Source organism: Paenibacillus mesophilus (assembly GCF_005938385.1).
Lineage (GTDB): Bacteria > Bacillota > Bacilli > Paenibacillales > NBRC-103111 > Paenibacillus_AB > Paenibacillus_AB mesophilus.
The window spans coordinates 65775-82005 of the sequence record NZ_VCRA01000004.1; the positions used below are offsets into that span (position 1 = coordinate 65775).

General features: G+C 53.2%; 12 protein-coding genes and 1 pseudogene. 6 read left to right on the forward strand and 7 right to left on the reverse strand.

Annotated features, from left to right (window positions below):
- Positions 1-50: 50 nt before the first annotated feature.
- The 4 genes and pseudogenes from FE783_RS07935 to FE783_RS38920 all read left to right on the forward strand — a co-directional run bounded on the left by FE783_RS07935 (position 51) and on the right by FE783_RS38920 (position 2532).
- Positions 51-638: a hypothetical protein gene (locus FE783_RS07935; RefSeq protein WP_138878826.1), complete on the forward strand. Its 588-nt coding sequence runs from the start codon at positions 51-53 to the stop codon at positions 636-638.
- A 130-nt stretch (positions 639-768) separates the two neighbouring features.
- Complete coding sequence (locus FE783_RS07940; protein WP_138878827.1) at positions 769-1380, forward strand: DUF4304 domain-containing protein; 612 nt, start codon at positions 769-771, stop codon at positions 1378-1380.
- Between the two features lie 99 nt (positions 1381-1479).
- Positions 1480-2016 (forward strand): DinB family protein, encoded by a 537-nt coding sequence (locus tag FE783_RS07945; RefSeq protein ID WP_138878828.1) that lies wholly within the window; start codon positions 1480-1482, stop codon positions 2014-2016.
- 56 nt (positions 2017-2072) lie between these two features.
- Positions 2073-2532, forward strand: a pseudogene (locus FE783_RS38920) (shikimate kinase).
- A 105-nt stretch (positions 2533-2637) separates the two neighbouring features.
- Here the strand turns inward: FE783_RS38920 and pruA are convergent.
- On the reverse strand, positions 2638-4185 hold the full coding sequence (gene pruA / locus FE783_RS07955) for an L-glutamate gamma-semialdehyde dehydrogenase (RefSeq protein ID WP_138878829.1): 1548 nt from the start codon (positions 4183-4185) through the stop codon (positions 2638-2640).
- A gap of 190 nt (positions 4186-4375) precedes the next feature.
- Here pruA and FE783_RS07960 point away from each other — a divergent pair, with 190 nt between their 5' ends.
- Positions 4376-5299 (forward strand): proline dehydrogenase family protein, encoded by a 924-nt coding sequence (locus tag FE783_RS07960; RefSeq protein ID WP_138878830.1) that lies wholly within the window; start codon positions 4376-4378, stop codon positions 5297-5299.
- A gap of 160 nt (positions 5300-5459) precedes the next feature.
- Here FE783_RS07960 and FE783_RS07965 read toward each other — a convergent pair whose 3' ends face one another.
- The 6 genes from FE783_RS07965 to FE783_RS07990 all read right to left on the reverse strand — a co-directional run bounded on the left by FE783_RS07965 (position 5460) and on the right by FE783_RS07990 (position 14420).
- Positions 5460-7184 carry a sigma-54 interaction domain-containing protein gene (locus FE783_RS07965; RefSeq protein WP_138878831.1) on the reverse strand — a complete coding sequence of 575 codons (1725 nt, stop codon included), beginning with the start codon at positions 7182-7184 and terminating at the stop codon, positions 5460-5462.
- A gap of 111 nt (positions 7185-7295) precedes the next feature.
- Positions 7296-8381 (reverse strand): sialidase family protein, encoded by a 1086-nt coding sequence (locus FE783_RS07970; RefSeq protein WP_138878832.1) that lies wholly within the window; start codon positions 8379-8381, stop codon positions 7296-7298.
- A 24-nt stretch (positions 8382-8405) separates the two neighbouring features.
- Entirely contained in the window at positions 8406-9308 is a 903-nt protein-coding gene (locus FE783_RS07975; protein WP_238402936.1) for a carbohydrate ABC transporter permease, read from the reverse strand.
- A 1-nt stretch (position 9309) separates the two neighbouring features.
- The gene (locus tag FE783_RS07980) at positions 9310-10227 is read right to left on the reverse strand and encodes an ABC transporter permease (protein ID WP_238402937.1); all 918 of its coding nucleotides are present in this window, start codon (positions 10225-10227) and stop codon (positions 9310-9312) included.
- A 91-nt stretch (positions 10228-10318) separates the two neighbouring features.
- Entirely contained in the window at positions 10319-11872 is a 1554-nt protein-coding gene (locus FE783_RS07985) for an extracellular solute-binding protein (protein ID WP_138878833.1), read from the reverse strand.
- 199 nt (positions 11873-12071) lie between these two features.
- Positions 12072-14420: a helix-turn-helix domain-containing protein gene (locus tag FE783_RS07990; protein WP_138878834.1), complete on the reverse strand. Its 2349-nt coding sequence runs from the start codon at positions 14418-14420 to the stop codon at positions 12072-12074.
- Positions 14421-14843: 423 nt separating this feature from the next.
- On the opposite strand from FE783_RS07990, the gene FE783_RS07995 reads away from it, so the two are divergent.
- Positions 14844-16199 (forward strand): ABC transporter substrate-binding protein, encoded by a 1356-nt coding sequence (locus tag FE783_RS07995; RefSeq protein WP_138878835.1) that lies wholly within the window; start codon positions 14844-14846, stop codon positions 16197-16199.
- Positions 16200-16231 lie beyond the last annotated feature (32 nt).

Below are 16231 nucleotides of genomic sequence, written 5' to 3' on the forward strand. Positions count from 1 at the left end.
ACGTCATTTCTTACAAAGGGAAATGGATTGATTTTAGGGAGGTTCCCATCATGAGAAAAGCAATGGTTCATAAAGTATTGCTTTCCTTGTTATTCTTCATCGTGTCTTTATCGATTGCTCCAAAAATGAGCTTCGCTTGTTGGTGCACGAAACTGGATCCGAAAGCGGAACTGGATCGGGCTGAGGAAGTTTTTTCCGGCAACGTGATTGAGATTGGATATGAACAGGAGAACAGCGAGGCATCTATGGGTACCAGTAGACGCGCCAATGTATTTGAAGTGGATCAGGCCTGGAAGGGCGTTGAACAATCCCGAACGATCGTTTACAGCAACGGAGGCTCCTGCGGGTTCATGTTTGAAGAAGGCAAGTCTTACATGGTGTACACGTACGATAAAAACGGAGAATCTTACACCAATTTTTGCAACCGAACCGTGGAATTATCACAGGCCGGGGAAGATATAAAGGCATTAGGCAATGGGCGCGAAATAGAAAAACAATCTCGCCTTGAAGCTGCCGAAGCGGAAACATTCGGAAACAAAGAACAAGAATACGATACAGAGCTCTTAGTCGATTTGCTCTCTGTCGCAGCCTTTGCTCTTACAGTATGGGCTGTTCAAAGGAGGAGGCGAAAGCGGTGAAAAAGCATGTAATCATGATCATTAACCGACGGATCGATCGGCGGCCTCGCGACGAATACGAGCTAGTATTATTTAGAGGCAGCAATAAAAGAAAAGATCTTCGATCAATAGTAATCTTCTAGGAGGGATCATGTTGCAGCAACTCTTTAACGATATGATTAAGCAGGACGTAAAGCCGTTCCTTTCCAACCGCGGCTTTGCAAAGAAGAATTTGAATTTCCATAAGACAACAGAAAACCTTATCTACATGTTCAATTTCCAAAAATCCTCTGGCAATTCAGCGGATAATGTAATGTTTTATGTGAACTGCGGTATTTATGCAGCGGAGTTGGCACAGATACAATCGAGAGAGGTTCTGACGGCGCCCCAAGAAGCGGAGTGTCACTTCAGAGCAAGAATTGGGGAAATTGCCGAGTCTGTTCCAGATCGATTTTCAATCGCTCCCGATACGAATAGGGATGAATTAAGAAAAACGCTTCTAAGTGGATTAGAAGAGGTTATTCATTTCTATGATACTAAGACCAGTGCCCGATCCCTTGTTGATTATTACACTTCGGGTCCATTTTTGCATCTGGGCGAAGAGAGCTTTCATTTGCTATTACAATCCAATGATGTAGCAGCGGCTAAACATTATTTGAATGCTTTGCAGGAAAAGTACGGAACAGAGCATCGATGGACCATATTCGAAAATAAATATGAGGCCATCTTCAATAAATACGGAGTGGAATTTGATAAGCTATAAGTAAGTATATAAGAATGTTAAATAACACTATCGTATATATTCGGTTAATCCGGTGCAGCCGGCTTGTTCCGGAACTTTGGATAATGATGGGGGAAGGTTATGGCTTTGAAATTAAACTCTTTGGTTCTAAATGAAATGAACAAACAGCTAAGAAGAATTGAAACCTGTATAAACCTCTTGTCAGAAGTACAGATCTGGCACAAACTTAAACCAAACATGAATAGCATCGGTAACTTATGTCTACATTTGGCAGGAAATGAATATCAACACTTTGTCAGCGGTATAGGTAACATGCCTTTTAATCGAACGAGATCAAGAGAATTCACTGAAAACAATGGAATGTCTGGCATAGATCTATTACAACTACTTAACGACGTAAGGCGGCAATCATCTAGCATAATTGTAGGGTTGACGGAATCTGATCTACAAAGAAGCGTAACCATACATTATTCGATCGAAGATTGGAACAAAATGGCTGTACGTCCTACTTTTGAAACGGAAACCAAGTATTCAAGGGATATTGAAACAATGCTAGTTCATGTGTGTGAACATTATAGTTATCATGCTGGTCAAATTGTTGTTCTAACAAAATTATTGAGTGATAATCAGGACAATATTACTGGAACTTATCATTAAAGTTCTTAGAAAATGAAACTAAAGCGAGGAACAATATGAATATAGTTCTTATAGGTATGTCCGGAGCCGGTAAAAGCACTTTAGGCGTTTTGCTTGCAAAAGCTCTGGGAATGGATTACGTGGATACAGATATTGTGATACAACAACATGAAGGCAGGTTGTTACAAGATATAATTGATCACGATGGTGTCGAAACATTTATGTTGCATCATATCTACAGGCGGAAGCGTTGTATACTCGGAAAAAGCTATGAATGTCCTTAAACAAGACGGTCAGATGATTTATTTACATGTCCCCTATGAAGAAATTCAAAAGAGACTAGTGAACATAACAACCAGAGGCATTGTAATAAAAAAAGGAAATAGTCTTAAGGACCTTTACGAGGAAAGAGTTCCTCTATACATGAAGCATAGCGATAAAAATGTTGATTGCTCCAATAAGGATATAGAACAGTGTGTTAGTGAAATTATAGAGAAAATACAAGAAAGTCACTGCGGCAATTCAAACAACACATAAAGATAGTCCGATCATCAACGGCAACAAGGCTGCCTACAGGAAAGGCAGCCTTAGTTGTAAACATCTCAGATGAACCTCTCTTCAATCGTTCGCCGTTCGTCGCCCCTAAAACTTCTCCGAAACCATCTTGGCTTGCGTGAAGAGCAGCAAATAATCGCGCCCACCCGCTTTCGAATCGGTTCCCGACATGTTGAAGCCGCCGAACGGATGGGTTCCGACCAAAGCTCCCGTACATTTGCGGTTGAAATACAGGTTGCCGACGTGAAATTCGCGTCTCGCCCGCTCCAAATGCGCACGGTTGTTGGAAATAACAGCCCCGGTCAAGCCGTAATCCGTATTGTTGGCGATTTCCAGCGCCTCGTCGAACGATTTCGCTTTTATGAACGCGACGACCGGACCGAAAATTTCTTCCTGCGCGATACGCGCGTTGGCGCCGATGTCGGCAAAAATAGTCGGCTCGATAAAATATCCTTCCGGATTGCCGGTCTTCCCGCCATGAACGAGACGTCCTTCCGTTTTGCCGATCTCCACATATTCCATAATTTTGCGGTATGCTTTCTCATCGATAACCGGTCCGACGTACGCCGCGCGTTCGGCAGGGTCGCCCATCACTAATTTTTGCGCGCGTTCAATCACTTTGGCCAGAACTGCATCATACACTTGCTCATGAATAATGGCTCGCGAACAAGCGGAGCATTTTTGCCCGGAGAAGCCGAAGGCGGATGCCGTAATCGCATCTGCCGCCACTTCCGGATCCGCATCGCTATCTACGATAATCGAATCTTTGCCGCCCATTTCCGCGATGACGCGCTTTATCCATTTCTGACCCGGGGCGGTTTTGGCCGCACGCTCGTTAATGCGTAAGCCTACGTCGCGGGAGCCAGTGAAGCTGATGAAGCGGGTCAGCCGATGGTCGACCAAATAATCGCCGACTTCGCCGCCCGGACCCGGCAAATAGTTCACGACTCCGGCCGGCACGCCCGCTTCCCGCAGCAGCTCGACGAATTTGGCGGCGATTACCGGCGTCGGACTCGCAGGCTTCAGAACGACCGTGTTGCCCGATACGATTGCGGCCGTCGTCATGCCGGCCATGATGGCAAGCGGGAAGTTCCACGGCGGAATGACAATGCCTACTCCGAGCGGAATGTAGTAAAGCTCGTTTTCCTCCTCTTCGATGGTGGTCAGCGGCTGGGGCGCACTCAAGCGCTGCATTTCACGCGCATAAAATTCCATAAAGTCGATCGCTTCCGCCGTATCGGCATCCGCTTCGGCCCGCGTCTTGCCCGCTTCAAAGGTGAGCCAAGCCGAGAATTCGTGCTTCCGACGGCGCATGATCGCCGCCGCTCTGTAGAGATAGCGAGCGCGCTCTTTCGGATCGGTGTGCTTCCACGTTTCGAACGTATGCGCGGCGGTTTGGATCGCTTTCTCCGCCAAATCGGTGTCGGCCTGCGAAACGACGCCGATCACCTGCCCGGTCCGCGCCGGATTGATCGACTTTGATTGACGTTCTGTCGTGATGCGCTCGTCGCCGATCAGGATGGAGTACGGCTGCCCCAGCTCCGTCTCCACTTTTTTCAGGGCCGCTTCAAATGCTTGATTGTTCCTATCATCCTTAAAATCGGTAAACGCTTCATTTCGAAATGGTGTTCTCATCCGTTGTTCAACCTCCATCATATTGTTCCGGGAAATGCCGTGAACGAACCGGCTTCCGAGTCGACATGAATCTAATAAGCAAATTTCATGCCAAAGTTCAAAGCCATTCGACCGATTGGCACGATTATTGCTTCCTACTCCATTGTATTCATACCTAGACAAACGACTTCTCGAAAGGAGTGCCATTTCCATGGATTTCGGCACAAAGCTGTATCGCAAAACTTTACTGACGATCGCGGGCAACAAATTCGTCGAATCATTATCCGTCAAATACGGCAAAAAATTGGCTGGCAAGTTTATTGCGGGCGACAACCTGTCGGATGCGCTGAAGGAAATCGAAGCGTTGAACAACAAAGGCATCATGGCCACGCTCGACCACCTTGGCGAAGGGATCAAGCATTTGCACGAAGCGGCAGGCTACAGGGATGAATATATCCGGCTTGTAGAAGGGATCGCCCGGACGCGGGCGGATTCGAACATTTCCTTGAAGCCTACCCAGATGGGGCTCGCGCTGGATGCCAAGACGTGCTACGCCAATATCCGAGCGGTCGTCGCCAAAGCGAAAGAAACGGGCAATTACGTCCGAATTGACATGGAAGACTCGCCTTTCACCCAAGCTACTCTCGATATTATCCACCGGCTTCATGCGGAAGGGTTGACGAATGTCGGCACCGTTCTGCAAGCGTACTTGTACCGGACCGAACAGGACGTCGAAGACATGATTCAAGCCGATATCCGCTTGCGGCTGGTGAAGGGCGCTTATAAGGAACCGGCTTCCGTCGCTTACCAGAATGCCGCGGATGTCATCGACAATTTCAAGAAAATCATCAGAAGGCATCTGGATCACGGCATCTATACGGCCATCGCTTCGCACGACGACCGCATTATCGATTGGGTCAAAGCGTATGCCGAGCAGCATCGCATACCGAAGGATGCTTTCGAATTCCAAATGCTCTACGGTCTCCGAATGAACGACCAGGCCCGGCTCGCCGCGGAAGGCTACAGAGTTCGCTGCTACGTCCCCTACGGCGCCATGTGGTATCCGTATTATACGCGCCGGCTAGCGGAGAAACCGGCTAACCTATGGATGGTTCTAAAAAATATGTTCAGTTAACGGAACAAATGCAAAAAGCCCCATGGCAACAGTCCTCCGGACGGATGCGATGGGGCTTTGAGGTGTCTAAGTTTTTGTACACAACTATAGAATGCTTTCTATTCGCATCCAAGTTTTTGGACACAAGCGCGATTCGATTCCATCCCTATCCTTTCATCCTTCACAGCCCAAGACGCTTCAGCCTGTTATAAAGCGTCGCTCTCGACATGCCGAGCCGCTTGGCGATGGCAAGCTTGTTGCCGTTCTCCAGCTCGAGCGATTGGAGAAGCAGCTCCTTCTCGTAAGCGTCCAGCTTCTCCTGGAAGGAAAGCGGCTCCGGCTCCTTGACGCCTGCTGCAGGAACGGGCGGCCGCTTGCTCCCGGAATAAATGGAGGAAGGCAAATATTCCCGCAGTACGTTGCCGTCGGCAGCGAATATGACGAGCCGTTCGATCGCATTTCTCAATTCCCGTATGTTGCCCGGCCATTCGTATTGAAGCAAGTCTTGAACGATCTCCCGGGGAAAACTCAGAATCGGCCGGTCATACAGAAGCGAGAACTCGTGCAGAAACGATTGTGCCAGCTCGTAAATATCTTCTTTGCGGTCGCGCAGAGGCGGGATGTCGATCGACACGACGTTCAGACGGTAATACAAGTCTTCGCGAAACTTCGCTTCGGCGATCATCCCCTTCAAGTCGCGATTGGTAGCCGTGACGATCCGGCAGGTAGCCGTTTTCAATTGAGTGCCGCCTACGGGGAAATACGTTTTTTCCTGCAGCACCCGAAGCAGCTTCACCTGCATGTCCAAAGGCATCTCGCCGATTTCGTCCAGAAACAAAGTGCCGCCGCCCGCAAGCTCGATCTTCCCTTTCTTCCCCCTCGGATCGGCCCCGGAGAAAGCGCCTCTTTCGTAGCCGAACAGCTCGCTCTCGAACAGCGACGGCGGGATCGCGCCGCAATTGATCGCGATGAACGGAGCGCCGCTTTGCTCGCGCGAGTCATGGATCGCTTTGGCGACCAGCTCTTTGCCGGTGCCGCTTTCCCCTTGAATCAGGACGGTCGCCTTGCTGGCGCTTATTTTCTTGATCGCCTCGATACAGCGCTTGATGGCGCCGCTCGTTCCTTGGATTTTCCGGAAGGGGTCGCTGGACGGGTCAAGCTTGGCTACTTCCTGCTGCAAATGATGAACCTTCGTCGACATATGCAGCAGCTCCTGATGAAGGCGAATTTGCGTCGTAATGTCGATCTCCGCGGCGACCGCACCGATAATGCCGCCGTCCAGCATAACCGGCTTCGCGTTAATGAGAACGAACAAATCCGATCTCGGTTGGTGCTGCTGTCTGTACACGGACTCGCCGGTCCGCAGCGTTCGCAATGATTGCAGCCTGTCGACCGGGAAAAAGTCCGAGGCCGGCTTCCCGATGATGTTCTCCTTCGGAATCGAGAAAATATGCTCCGCTCCCGCCGTCCATACGGCTACCTTGCTTTCGTCGTTAATCAAAGTCACCGCCGTGTCGGTGTCCATCATGTCCAATGTCGTTTCGAAATAAGCGTTCAAATAACGGTAAGACTGGATGACCGCCTGTGTGAAGTCGGCGGAGGTAACATAACCGATCGGCTCATTCCCGGCTTCGACGAGCAGCATAGGGCCGTTTGCAAAAGCTGCAGCGATGGACGAAAGGGGCGCATCGCTCGAAACCGCTTCCACTTTCCAACTTGGAAGCCGGACCGCCGCATCGTCGTGCTCATTTGCATTCGGTATATAATAATAGTCCTGCCCGGATTTAAGGAATTTCACATTTGCACCGCAACTGCTGTCCTCGGAAGCTCCCGGGCCGTTCGACGAATGAAGCACGACAAAATCCGTCTTTGCCAACTGTTCGATACGCGGTAAAAGATGGTTCACTCTTCCGCCCCCCTGCCATTTCACGTATAGTCGAGGCTTTGCCCGCCAATTCGTCTATACTGTCATTATATAGGCCGGGACTTGAAGTGTACAATATTTTAGACACGCCTATCAGCCCTGCAGCTCGGAAAGCGCGATTTTGCGAACCTTCAGCCGTGTCAGGCAAATGCCGTCCTCCGCCTCGCCCGCACAGTACGCAAGCAGCACGGCACTGCCGGTAAAATGGATCGCGACGTAGCAGCAGCCGTTGCCGTCCTCTTCCCGCTCGACCGCGAAGTGGCCGCTCCACGTCCGGCCCTCGTCCTTGCTGACCGCTCCGATGAGCGGCGTCCGGCCCCAGCTGTGCTTCTCCAGCTTGCGCGTATTGTAGGCCGGTATCGGGTTCCATACGGCCAGCAGCTCGCCGTTTAGCGGATTGCGCTTCATGGACAGCGGCGAGCACGGCGATGTGAAGACGGACGGCATCGGCGCGCTCCACGACTCGCCCCCGTCATGGGAGAACGTCTCGTACTGGCAGCCGAGATCGGTGCGCGCCCAGCCCCAGAGCGTACCGTTCGCAAGCTCGATCAAGCCCGGCTCCTGCATGTCGCTGCGCGAATTCGGCGAGCCGATCGAAACAAAATTGCGCGCTTCGCGCCAAGTCGCCCCGTCGTCGTCGGACAGGAAGAAGAACGCAACCGATCGGCCGTCGAATTTCCCCCATTCGGTATTGCCCGTTTTCATCCGGTGATAGCCTGCCGGGACGACCAGCCTGCCGGACGAAAGCCGGACGACCCGGTCGTTGTTCGTCACATAATAGCCCATGGCCGGCACGCAGCATACCGGATCGCCCCATGTCGCGCCTTCGTCGGACGAACGCCGCACATGCAGCCGCATATCGTGCCAGCCGTAGCGCAGCAAATAAAACAGCCCGATATCCCCGTTGCGCATCCGCAGCAGCGATACGCTCATAATGTTGAGGGCGTCATGATCTTCCGGCTGCGCGATGACGGCGTCGCCCGTCCACGAATCGCCTCCGTCGGACGAATAGCGCACCGTGATGCACGCTTTCGCATAATCGTCGGCGGAATCGCCGGTAAAACGGCTGTAGGCGAACATCAGCCTGCCGTCCTTCAGCTCCAGGAAAGCCCCTTCGCTGTTTCGCGGATTTCCCGGTCCGGGACGCAAATCCAATACGATCGTACCCAACTGCTTCATGTTTTCTCCACTCCCTCGGTTGATTCAGCCCTTCAGCGAGCCGGTCAATACGCCTTTCACAAAATGCTTCTGCAGAAACGGATAAACGAACAAAATCGGCAACGTCGTCACCACGATCATCGCGCCCCGCAAGCTTTGCGCCGTCGGTTTCTGGGCCACCCCGTTCAGCATCTCCGCATCGAGATCCTGGCTGGAGAAAGACAGCACGATCCGTCTCAGCAGCACCTGCACCGGCATCAGCTTCGAATCGTTGATGTAGATGGTGGCGTCGAACCAGGCGTTCCAATGCCCGACGGCGTAAAATAAACCGATCGTCGCGAACGTAGGCAGACTGAGCGGAAAGACGACGCGCGCAAGAACGGTCAGCGGCCTCGCCCCGTCGATCGTCGCCGATTCGATCAAGCTTTCGGGAATTTGCGCGAAAAAGTTTTTCATAATCAGCAAGTTCCAGGCGCTGATGAGTCCGGGCACGATCATGACCCAGAACGTATCGGTCAAGTGCAGAAACTTGAGCAGCAAATAGGTCGGAATCAAGCCGCCGCCGAACAGCATTGTAATAAACACGACCGTAATGAACCCGTTGCGTCCCGGCATATCTTTTCTGGACAAGCCGTACGCGAGCATAGATGTAAACAGCAGGTTGAGCGACGTGCCGACGACGACCCGCAGGAGCGTAATCCCGTAGGCGTGATACAGCATCGAGCCTTCCGACAGCAGCACCTTGTAGGCGCTTAAATCGATCCGCTCCGGGATCAGGATGAAATTCCCCCTCCGGATCAGCTCGTTTTCCCCGACGAACGACGTGGAGACGATCGCCAGAAAAGGAACGATGAACGCCAGCGACAACAGAACGAGGAACGCGTAGTTGAACGCCTGAAAGGCGGTTTCGCCGCCGCCCGGACGTATTCGGGCCATTTTCGCCTTCATGCTACCAGATCCCCTCCTGCCCGAATTTTTTGGCCAAATAGTTCGTGCCCACGACGAGAATGAGCGCGATCACCGATTTGAACAAGCCGACCGCGGAAGCGAACGAATAGTTGACCTCGACGAGTCCTTTCCTGTACACATACGTATCGATAATATCGGCGACCTCGTACACCGGCGGCGAATAGAGCAGAAACACTTGCTCGAAGCCGGCATCCATAATATGGCCGATCGACAAAATAAGCAAAATGATCGCGATATGGCTAATTCCGGGAAGCGTAATATGCCATATTTGCTTGATGCGCCCCGCTCCGTCGACTTTCGCCGCCTCGTACAGCTGCTGATCGACGCCGGCGATGGCCGCCAAATAAATGATCGTGCTCCAGCCGACTTCCTTCCAGATGCCCGATACGACAAGCACCGAGCGGAAATACGCCGAATCGGTCAAAAAAGGAATCGGCTCGACGCCGAACTGCTGCAGCAGTCCCTTGATAAAGCCGTCGTCCGCGCTCAGCAAAGCCGTCAGCAAGCCGGCCACGATGACCATCGACAAAAAATGAGGCAAATACGAGATCGTTTGCACGACCCGTTTAAAACCCGCGTTCCGCACCTCGTTGATGAGCAGGGCGAGCAGGATCGGCGCCGGAAAGCCGAATGCGATCCGATAAAAGCTGATCGTCAGCGTGTTCCCCATAATATCCCAGAAATAATAGGATGAAGCGAAATCGCGAAAATGTTTCAGCCCTACCCATTCCGCCGAAAAGATGCCCTTCCAGCCGTCGAACGGCGCTACCTGCTTGAACGCGATAATGATGCCGTACATCGGACCGTAATGAAAAATAAGAAAATATAACATGCCCGGAATGACAAGCGCATAATGCAGTTTATGCTTCCGGATCAATCGCAACGTCTTTGCATTCAATGGCTGACCATCTCCGTTTCCTCCCGTCAAAGCCGGCCCGCTTCAAGCTCGGAGGAGGGCCGCCGGCCGAAGCCCCCTCCGCTTGCCGGCATTATTTGCCCTTTACCCGGTTATATTCCGCCGTATACGCTTCGATCCACTTGTCGAGCCCGGCTTTGGCAAGCTCTTCAAGGAACTTGTCGTACTCACCGATCGGTCTGGCCCCGGTAATGAACTTGATCGTTTCCTGTTCGATCATGCGGGAGATATCTCCGGACGTCGGCACTTTGTCGCTGATCGTCTTCGCATTGAACTTGTATTCCGTATCGGCGAGGCCGGTCTTTTTCACCCGGTTCATGTTCGTAATATATTTCCGGATAAAGTCGAACTGCGGTCCGAACGAAGGATCGTTCTTCTCGTATTGCACCGTATAGGCGAACGTCAATCCCGGTATTAAATCCCCCACGTAGTCGGTATTCAAGCCTTCGATTATCTTTTTGTCCTTATCCGTATATTTCCAGTGTTTGCCTTGGATGCCGAAGAAGAGTGTGAAGTAATTTTCGATATCCGAGTGCACCCAGTCGATCAGCTTGATGGCCGCTTCCGGGTTTTTGGCATTCTTGTTGATCATGATTCCGCCCGTGCTGACGCCTCCGAGCGTCGTCAAATTGCCGGCCGGTCCTTTCAGCTCCGCGGCTACGCCATACTTCGCTTCCGGGACGTTTTGCCTGAGCAGATGCTCATTGGCGGTAATCGTTGTATTCCATACGACGCCCGAGGCGACGCGGTTTTGCTTCACAAGCTCGATCTGGCGGGTCCGGTTGGAGGAGAACGCCTCTTTGAAAATATAGCCTTTCTTGTACCAGTCGGCCATTTTGGCGACAAACTCGCGGTAGCCGGGATGCAGCTGCGGCGGCTTCACTTTGCCGTCCTTGTCGACCCAGTTGCCGTAGCCGATATCCATGAAGCCCGCGGCAAACCCGCCGTTCAAGGAAGCGAGGTCGGTAAGCAGCGGGATCGTCTGGCCTGCGCCCGCAGGGTCTTGATCCTTAAACGCCTTCAGTACGTTTTCATATTCGTCGATCGTCTTCGGCATTTGCAGATTGAGCTTCTTCAGCCAGTCTTCGCGCAGAAGCACGCCGTTGCCTGCGACCGGAGCGCCCGTCGGGATCCCCCAAATTTTCCCGTCCGAAGTAGTCAGCGCATCCCACGACATTTTCCAGTCGGCCGGCCACAGCTTGCGGATGTTGCTCCCGTATTTGTCCAGTAGATCGCCGATCGGCCGGACCGCTCCGTTCGCCTGATGGGTCGTCATCGAGCCCGCGAATATATCGAGCGGCTCGTTGGAGCCGAGCAGCACGTTCAATTTGTCCGCCTCCGAACCTTTAGGCGGAATGATCGGTACGATTTCGATGCCGATTTTATCCATGACGGCCTTCTTGACTTCCTCCACCGCTTCCGGTTTGCTGACCGTGTTGCTGCTGGCCAGATTGCCGAAGTTGGCGTACACGTACACTTTTTCGATTTTTTTGGCGGCGCCCGGACTCGTCCCGGTTCCGGATGCTCCCGGTTTTCCCTCTTCTTTGTTGCCGGACGTACATCCCGCGACGGCACCCGCCAGCAGCACCGCTACCGCTGCCGAAATGATCTTCTTTCTGCCCAACATGCCCGCAGCCCCTTTCGTAATCGTTTTCAATCTTGCAAGCAATGCGTTTCGCGACGACGCACAGTGCACTGTGATTGCAAGTATAGGCCATGGGGCGCCACCAGGAAATGCCGAAGCGATGACCCCGGCCCCCTCGCGATGACTTATCTTATCATCGTGGTATGCATGTCATCGTTGCGGTATCCGCCAATCGGACGATTTACGCCTCGCTTCGCGCCTTGCGGTACTCGCCGGGGGTCATGCCGACGCATTCGCGGAACAGCTTGATGAAATAGTCGCTTTTCAAATAGCCGACCCGTTCGCCGATTTCCTTGATTTTCAAATCCGTTTCGAGCAGAAGCTCCTTTCCTTTGTCCATGCGCGCTTTCGTCATATAATCGGTAAACGATTGCCCGGTATTTTCCTTGAAAATCCGGCTCAAATACGACGGATTGAGACGAAGCCTGTCGGCGATCTGGACGAGCGACAGCGGCTTGTCGAGCTCGCTTGCGATGATTCGAACCGCTTGGTCGACGTACCGGTTGTTTTTCTCCCGAAAAGCCGTACCGAAGCCGGAAGCCAGCGCCGCAACCAGCTTGCGCAGCCACTGCACCGCTTCTTGAAGATCGTCTTTATGGAGAAGCGCTTCGTATAGGTTGTTCTTCTCGCCGGCGAGCGCGGACAGATCGATGTTCGACCGGCCCGAGGTCGCGACCAGACTGCCGAGTAGCCGCATGAGCGCGTATTGGATTTGGCGGACGTGCACCCTTCCTTTCTCCCCGCTGATCTCCCTGACGATCTGATCGAGCAGCCGCAGCGCCTGATCCGCATCCCCGTTCACGATGTGCGTGTTCAGCGCCTCTTCCTTGTCGGACGGATAATGGAGCGGCGCGGTCCCTTCCAGCCTGACGTCCTCGATATAAATGACTTGGCCCGTTCCGACGATTCCCCGGTACCGCAGCGCCTCGACCGCCTCCGCGTATGCCCTGTCGAGTTCGCCGGCGTGAGCGCACGACTTGCCGATGCCGATGGAGCAGCCGATCCCGAGCCGTTCCCCGATCGTGCGGATCAGCAGGTCCGCGCTTGCGAACAAGTCGGATAACGCGTCGGGGCGGCCGTTGACGATCACGACGAATGTCCCGTCCGCGGCTTCGCACACCATCCGTTTCCAGTCCGCGGGAAGGACCGATCCGATCGCATCCTTCAGGCGCACCTTGTTCAAGCTTTCGCTTTCCGCATCGGCCTGCCGGCTGTCCGAGCGTTCCGGTACTACGGCCATCAGCAGCAGCTGCTCCAATTCGATGTCGAAGCCGAGATAGTCGAGCCGCTCCCTCATATATTCGTTCTCGTATGCATGCTGGCGGAGCAGCGAGCGGACGAACGTTTCTTTATAGGCGGGCAAGCTTTCCTTGAGCCGGTGCCGCAAGCTCGAGCGGTCCTCGAACGCCTCTTCGAAGCTGCTGCGGATCACTTGCCATTCGCCCGTCGTGACGGTTGCGTAGCGGTCGTCCGTGCTTTTGATAAACTGCAGCATGCGGCGGATCGGCGCATAGATATGACGCGCGAGCAGCAGCGCCAGAAGGCAAGCGGCGGCGGCCAGCACGCAGCAGTACAGCACGATCATGCTCTTCACCTTGGCGACGCTGCGGTACAACTCGCCGAGCGGCGAAGCGAACACGAACGTCCAGCCGAGCCGATCCGATTTGACCCATGTGACGAACAGACGCTCCCCTTCCGCCTCCTCCTCGAAAAAGCTCGGCCCGTCGCCGTTATCGTTTTGCCAGAACGGGCTGTTGCCGATCCGGACGTTCATCGGATTCCCGGAATCGTAGAGCATCGGCTTACCGCCCGACGACAAGACGAAGAAGGGGCGGTTCGTTTCGCTGCCCGTCTTGCCCGCGAAGCTCTCGTAAATTCGATCCGCGTCGAGGTTGATGACGAGCACGTTTCCTTGGATCGACGTTTTGTATACGAGCGGAATTACATTCAGGGCGGCGCCCTCCGCCGTCTTGGCGCTCCTCATGTCGAGAATCATCGGCAGCGCCGGATCGCCGGCCGGGAACCGGTTCCAGCCTTCGTCGTAGAAGCGGCTGGGATCGTACACCAGCGAATCGGACGTCATGATCAGTTTTTTGACGCTGTCGAAGTAATAGACCGAATGGATGAACTCGTTCGACAGCTTCAAGGCGCGCAAGTTGCTTAGCGCCTGTTTTTTGCCGTTCAAGTAAGATTCCAGCGCGGGCAAGTCCTCGTCCTTCAGCTCCCCCGTCAGCATCTCGTAGTACGCGCCGCGCGGAAACAGCTCGAATTGGCGCATCGTCGTGCCTTCCAGCGTCAGCTGTCGGAAGCTGTTCCCGATTTGATCGATCATCATTTCCATCGCATTGGCGGTCTGGTTCAAATAGTTGCCGTTGGCCTGGCGCAGCTCCTGCTGGACGGTGGATTTGACGTTCTGGTAATACACGATGCTGGTTGCGAGCATAGGCAGCAAAGACAAGATCAGCGTAACGACGATCACTTTGTAGTAAAAATGGCGCGTTTGAACGTTATGAAGCCATTTCATCCGCATATGGGCGTCACCTCGAATCCGTTTACAATGTAAGCGATTGCAACATGGTTGATGAACATTCCCAAGCCGCCCCCGCCCCTTCTATATGATGGTATGACCAAAAATTTGGCGTTATTCTAAGAGTAGCCTATCGGCCGGAAGGACGCAACCGTGGAATCGTCGTTTCGTACGGTATATCCCGATAAATCGTCCGATTTGCGGATACCGCAACGATGACATGCATACCACGATGATGAGAAAGTCATCGCGAAGGGGTCCGGAGTCATCGCTGCGGCATTCCCTTGTGAAGCCCTGCGACCTATACTGCAATCACAGTGCACTGTGCGTCGTCGCGAAACGCATTGTTGGCAGGTTTGAAAACGATTACGTAAGGAGCTGCGGGGCGAATCACCCGCAAATCAACTGTTTGGGGGGTAACAAGTCATGCTCAGTAAAATCAAAGGAAAGATGATGATCGTTCTCATGCCGATGTGTCTCGTTTCGACGCTGGCGGGTTGCGGTAAAGGAGCAGACCGGCCGGCACAGCCTTCCGCGAACCCACCGGCGGGTATGGGCGTGCAGGAAGCGCAGAAGATCGCCGACAAACCGTCGGAAGTGACGATTACCTATCCGGCCACCGGAGAAAAAACCGATCTGCTCATCGAAAGATACGGCAACCAAATCCAGAAGAAATTTCCGAACTATAGGTTGAAGTACATTCCGAGGGTGGCGGCGGAGGGTACGAATTATTACGCATCCGTGCTCGCGAACAAGGAGCCGATCGACATTTTGATCGCTTCGCTTCCCACGACCAGCATTTTTCTCACGAACCTGAAGCTGGAGAACGATATCAGCGACCTTATCAAAAAGTATAACTACGACTTGTCCAAGCTCGAGCCGTCGCTTGTGGATATTCAGCGGAAGATAGCGGGCGGAGGGATTTACGGGCTTCCGTCGACAGTCGGAAACATAGTGTTTCTTTATAACAAGGCGCTGTTCGACAAATTCGGCGTTCCTTACCCGAAGGACGGGATGACGTGGGATGACATATACGATCTCGCGCGCCGAATGACCCGCACGGAAGACGGCCGGGAGTACAAAGGAATCGTGTTTGAATTTGACCAGTTGATGGACCGCAACCAGTTGTCGGCCCCGTATTTCGAGGAGAAAACATACAAAGCGATGTTTATGGAGGATCACTTTATCCGGGCATTCGACAATTTGGCCCGCTTTTACAAAATTCCCGGAAACGGTCTGCCGAACAACAAGTACAGCAGTCCGATCAATCTGTTCACCGACAGCCAGACGGCGGCCATGTTCATGGGCCCGAGCGGCCACGTCCGAGCGGCGGCGCAGAAAATACCGGACTGGAACGCAGTATCTGTGCCGGTTTTCAAGGACAAACCGGGTGTAGGTTTTCAGTCGACTCCGGAGTATTTTTATATTACGAGCACGAGCAAAGAGCGGGATGCGGCGTTCCAGGTGCTCGCTTACATCGCTTCGGATGAGTTCCAGGAATGGATGGGAAGATCGCTCGCTTTAATGCCCGGGATGAAAAATACGGACCGCATCATGCAAAGTTTCGGCGCGGAGCTGCCCGGGTTCCAAGGAAAGAACGTCAAATCGCTCGTTCCTCCCAAGAATGCGGCTATGGCCGTGCCGACGCCGTTCACGATTACGGGGAACACGGAAATGCAAAAAGCGATCAGCGAATACAGCTCGGGCAATGACGTGAACACCGTGCTGCGGGAAGCCGCCGAACGGGCAGACAAGCAAATTGCCGCCACGTCAGGTAAATAAACCGTAAGGAATAATGAATACGGAGGTTGTTG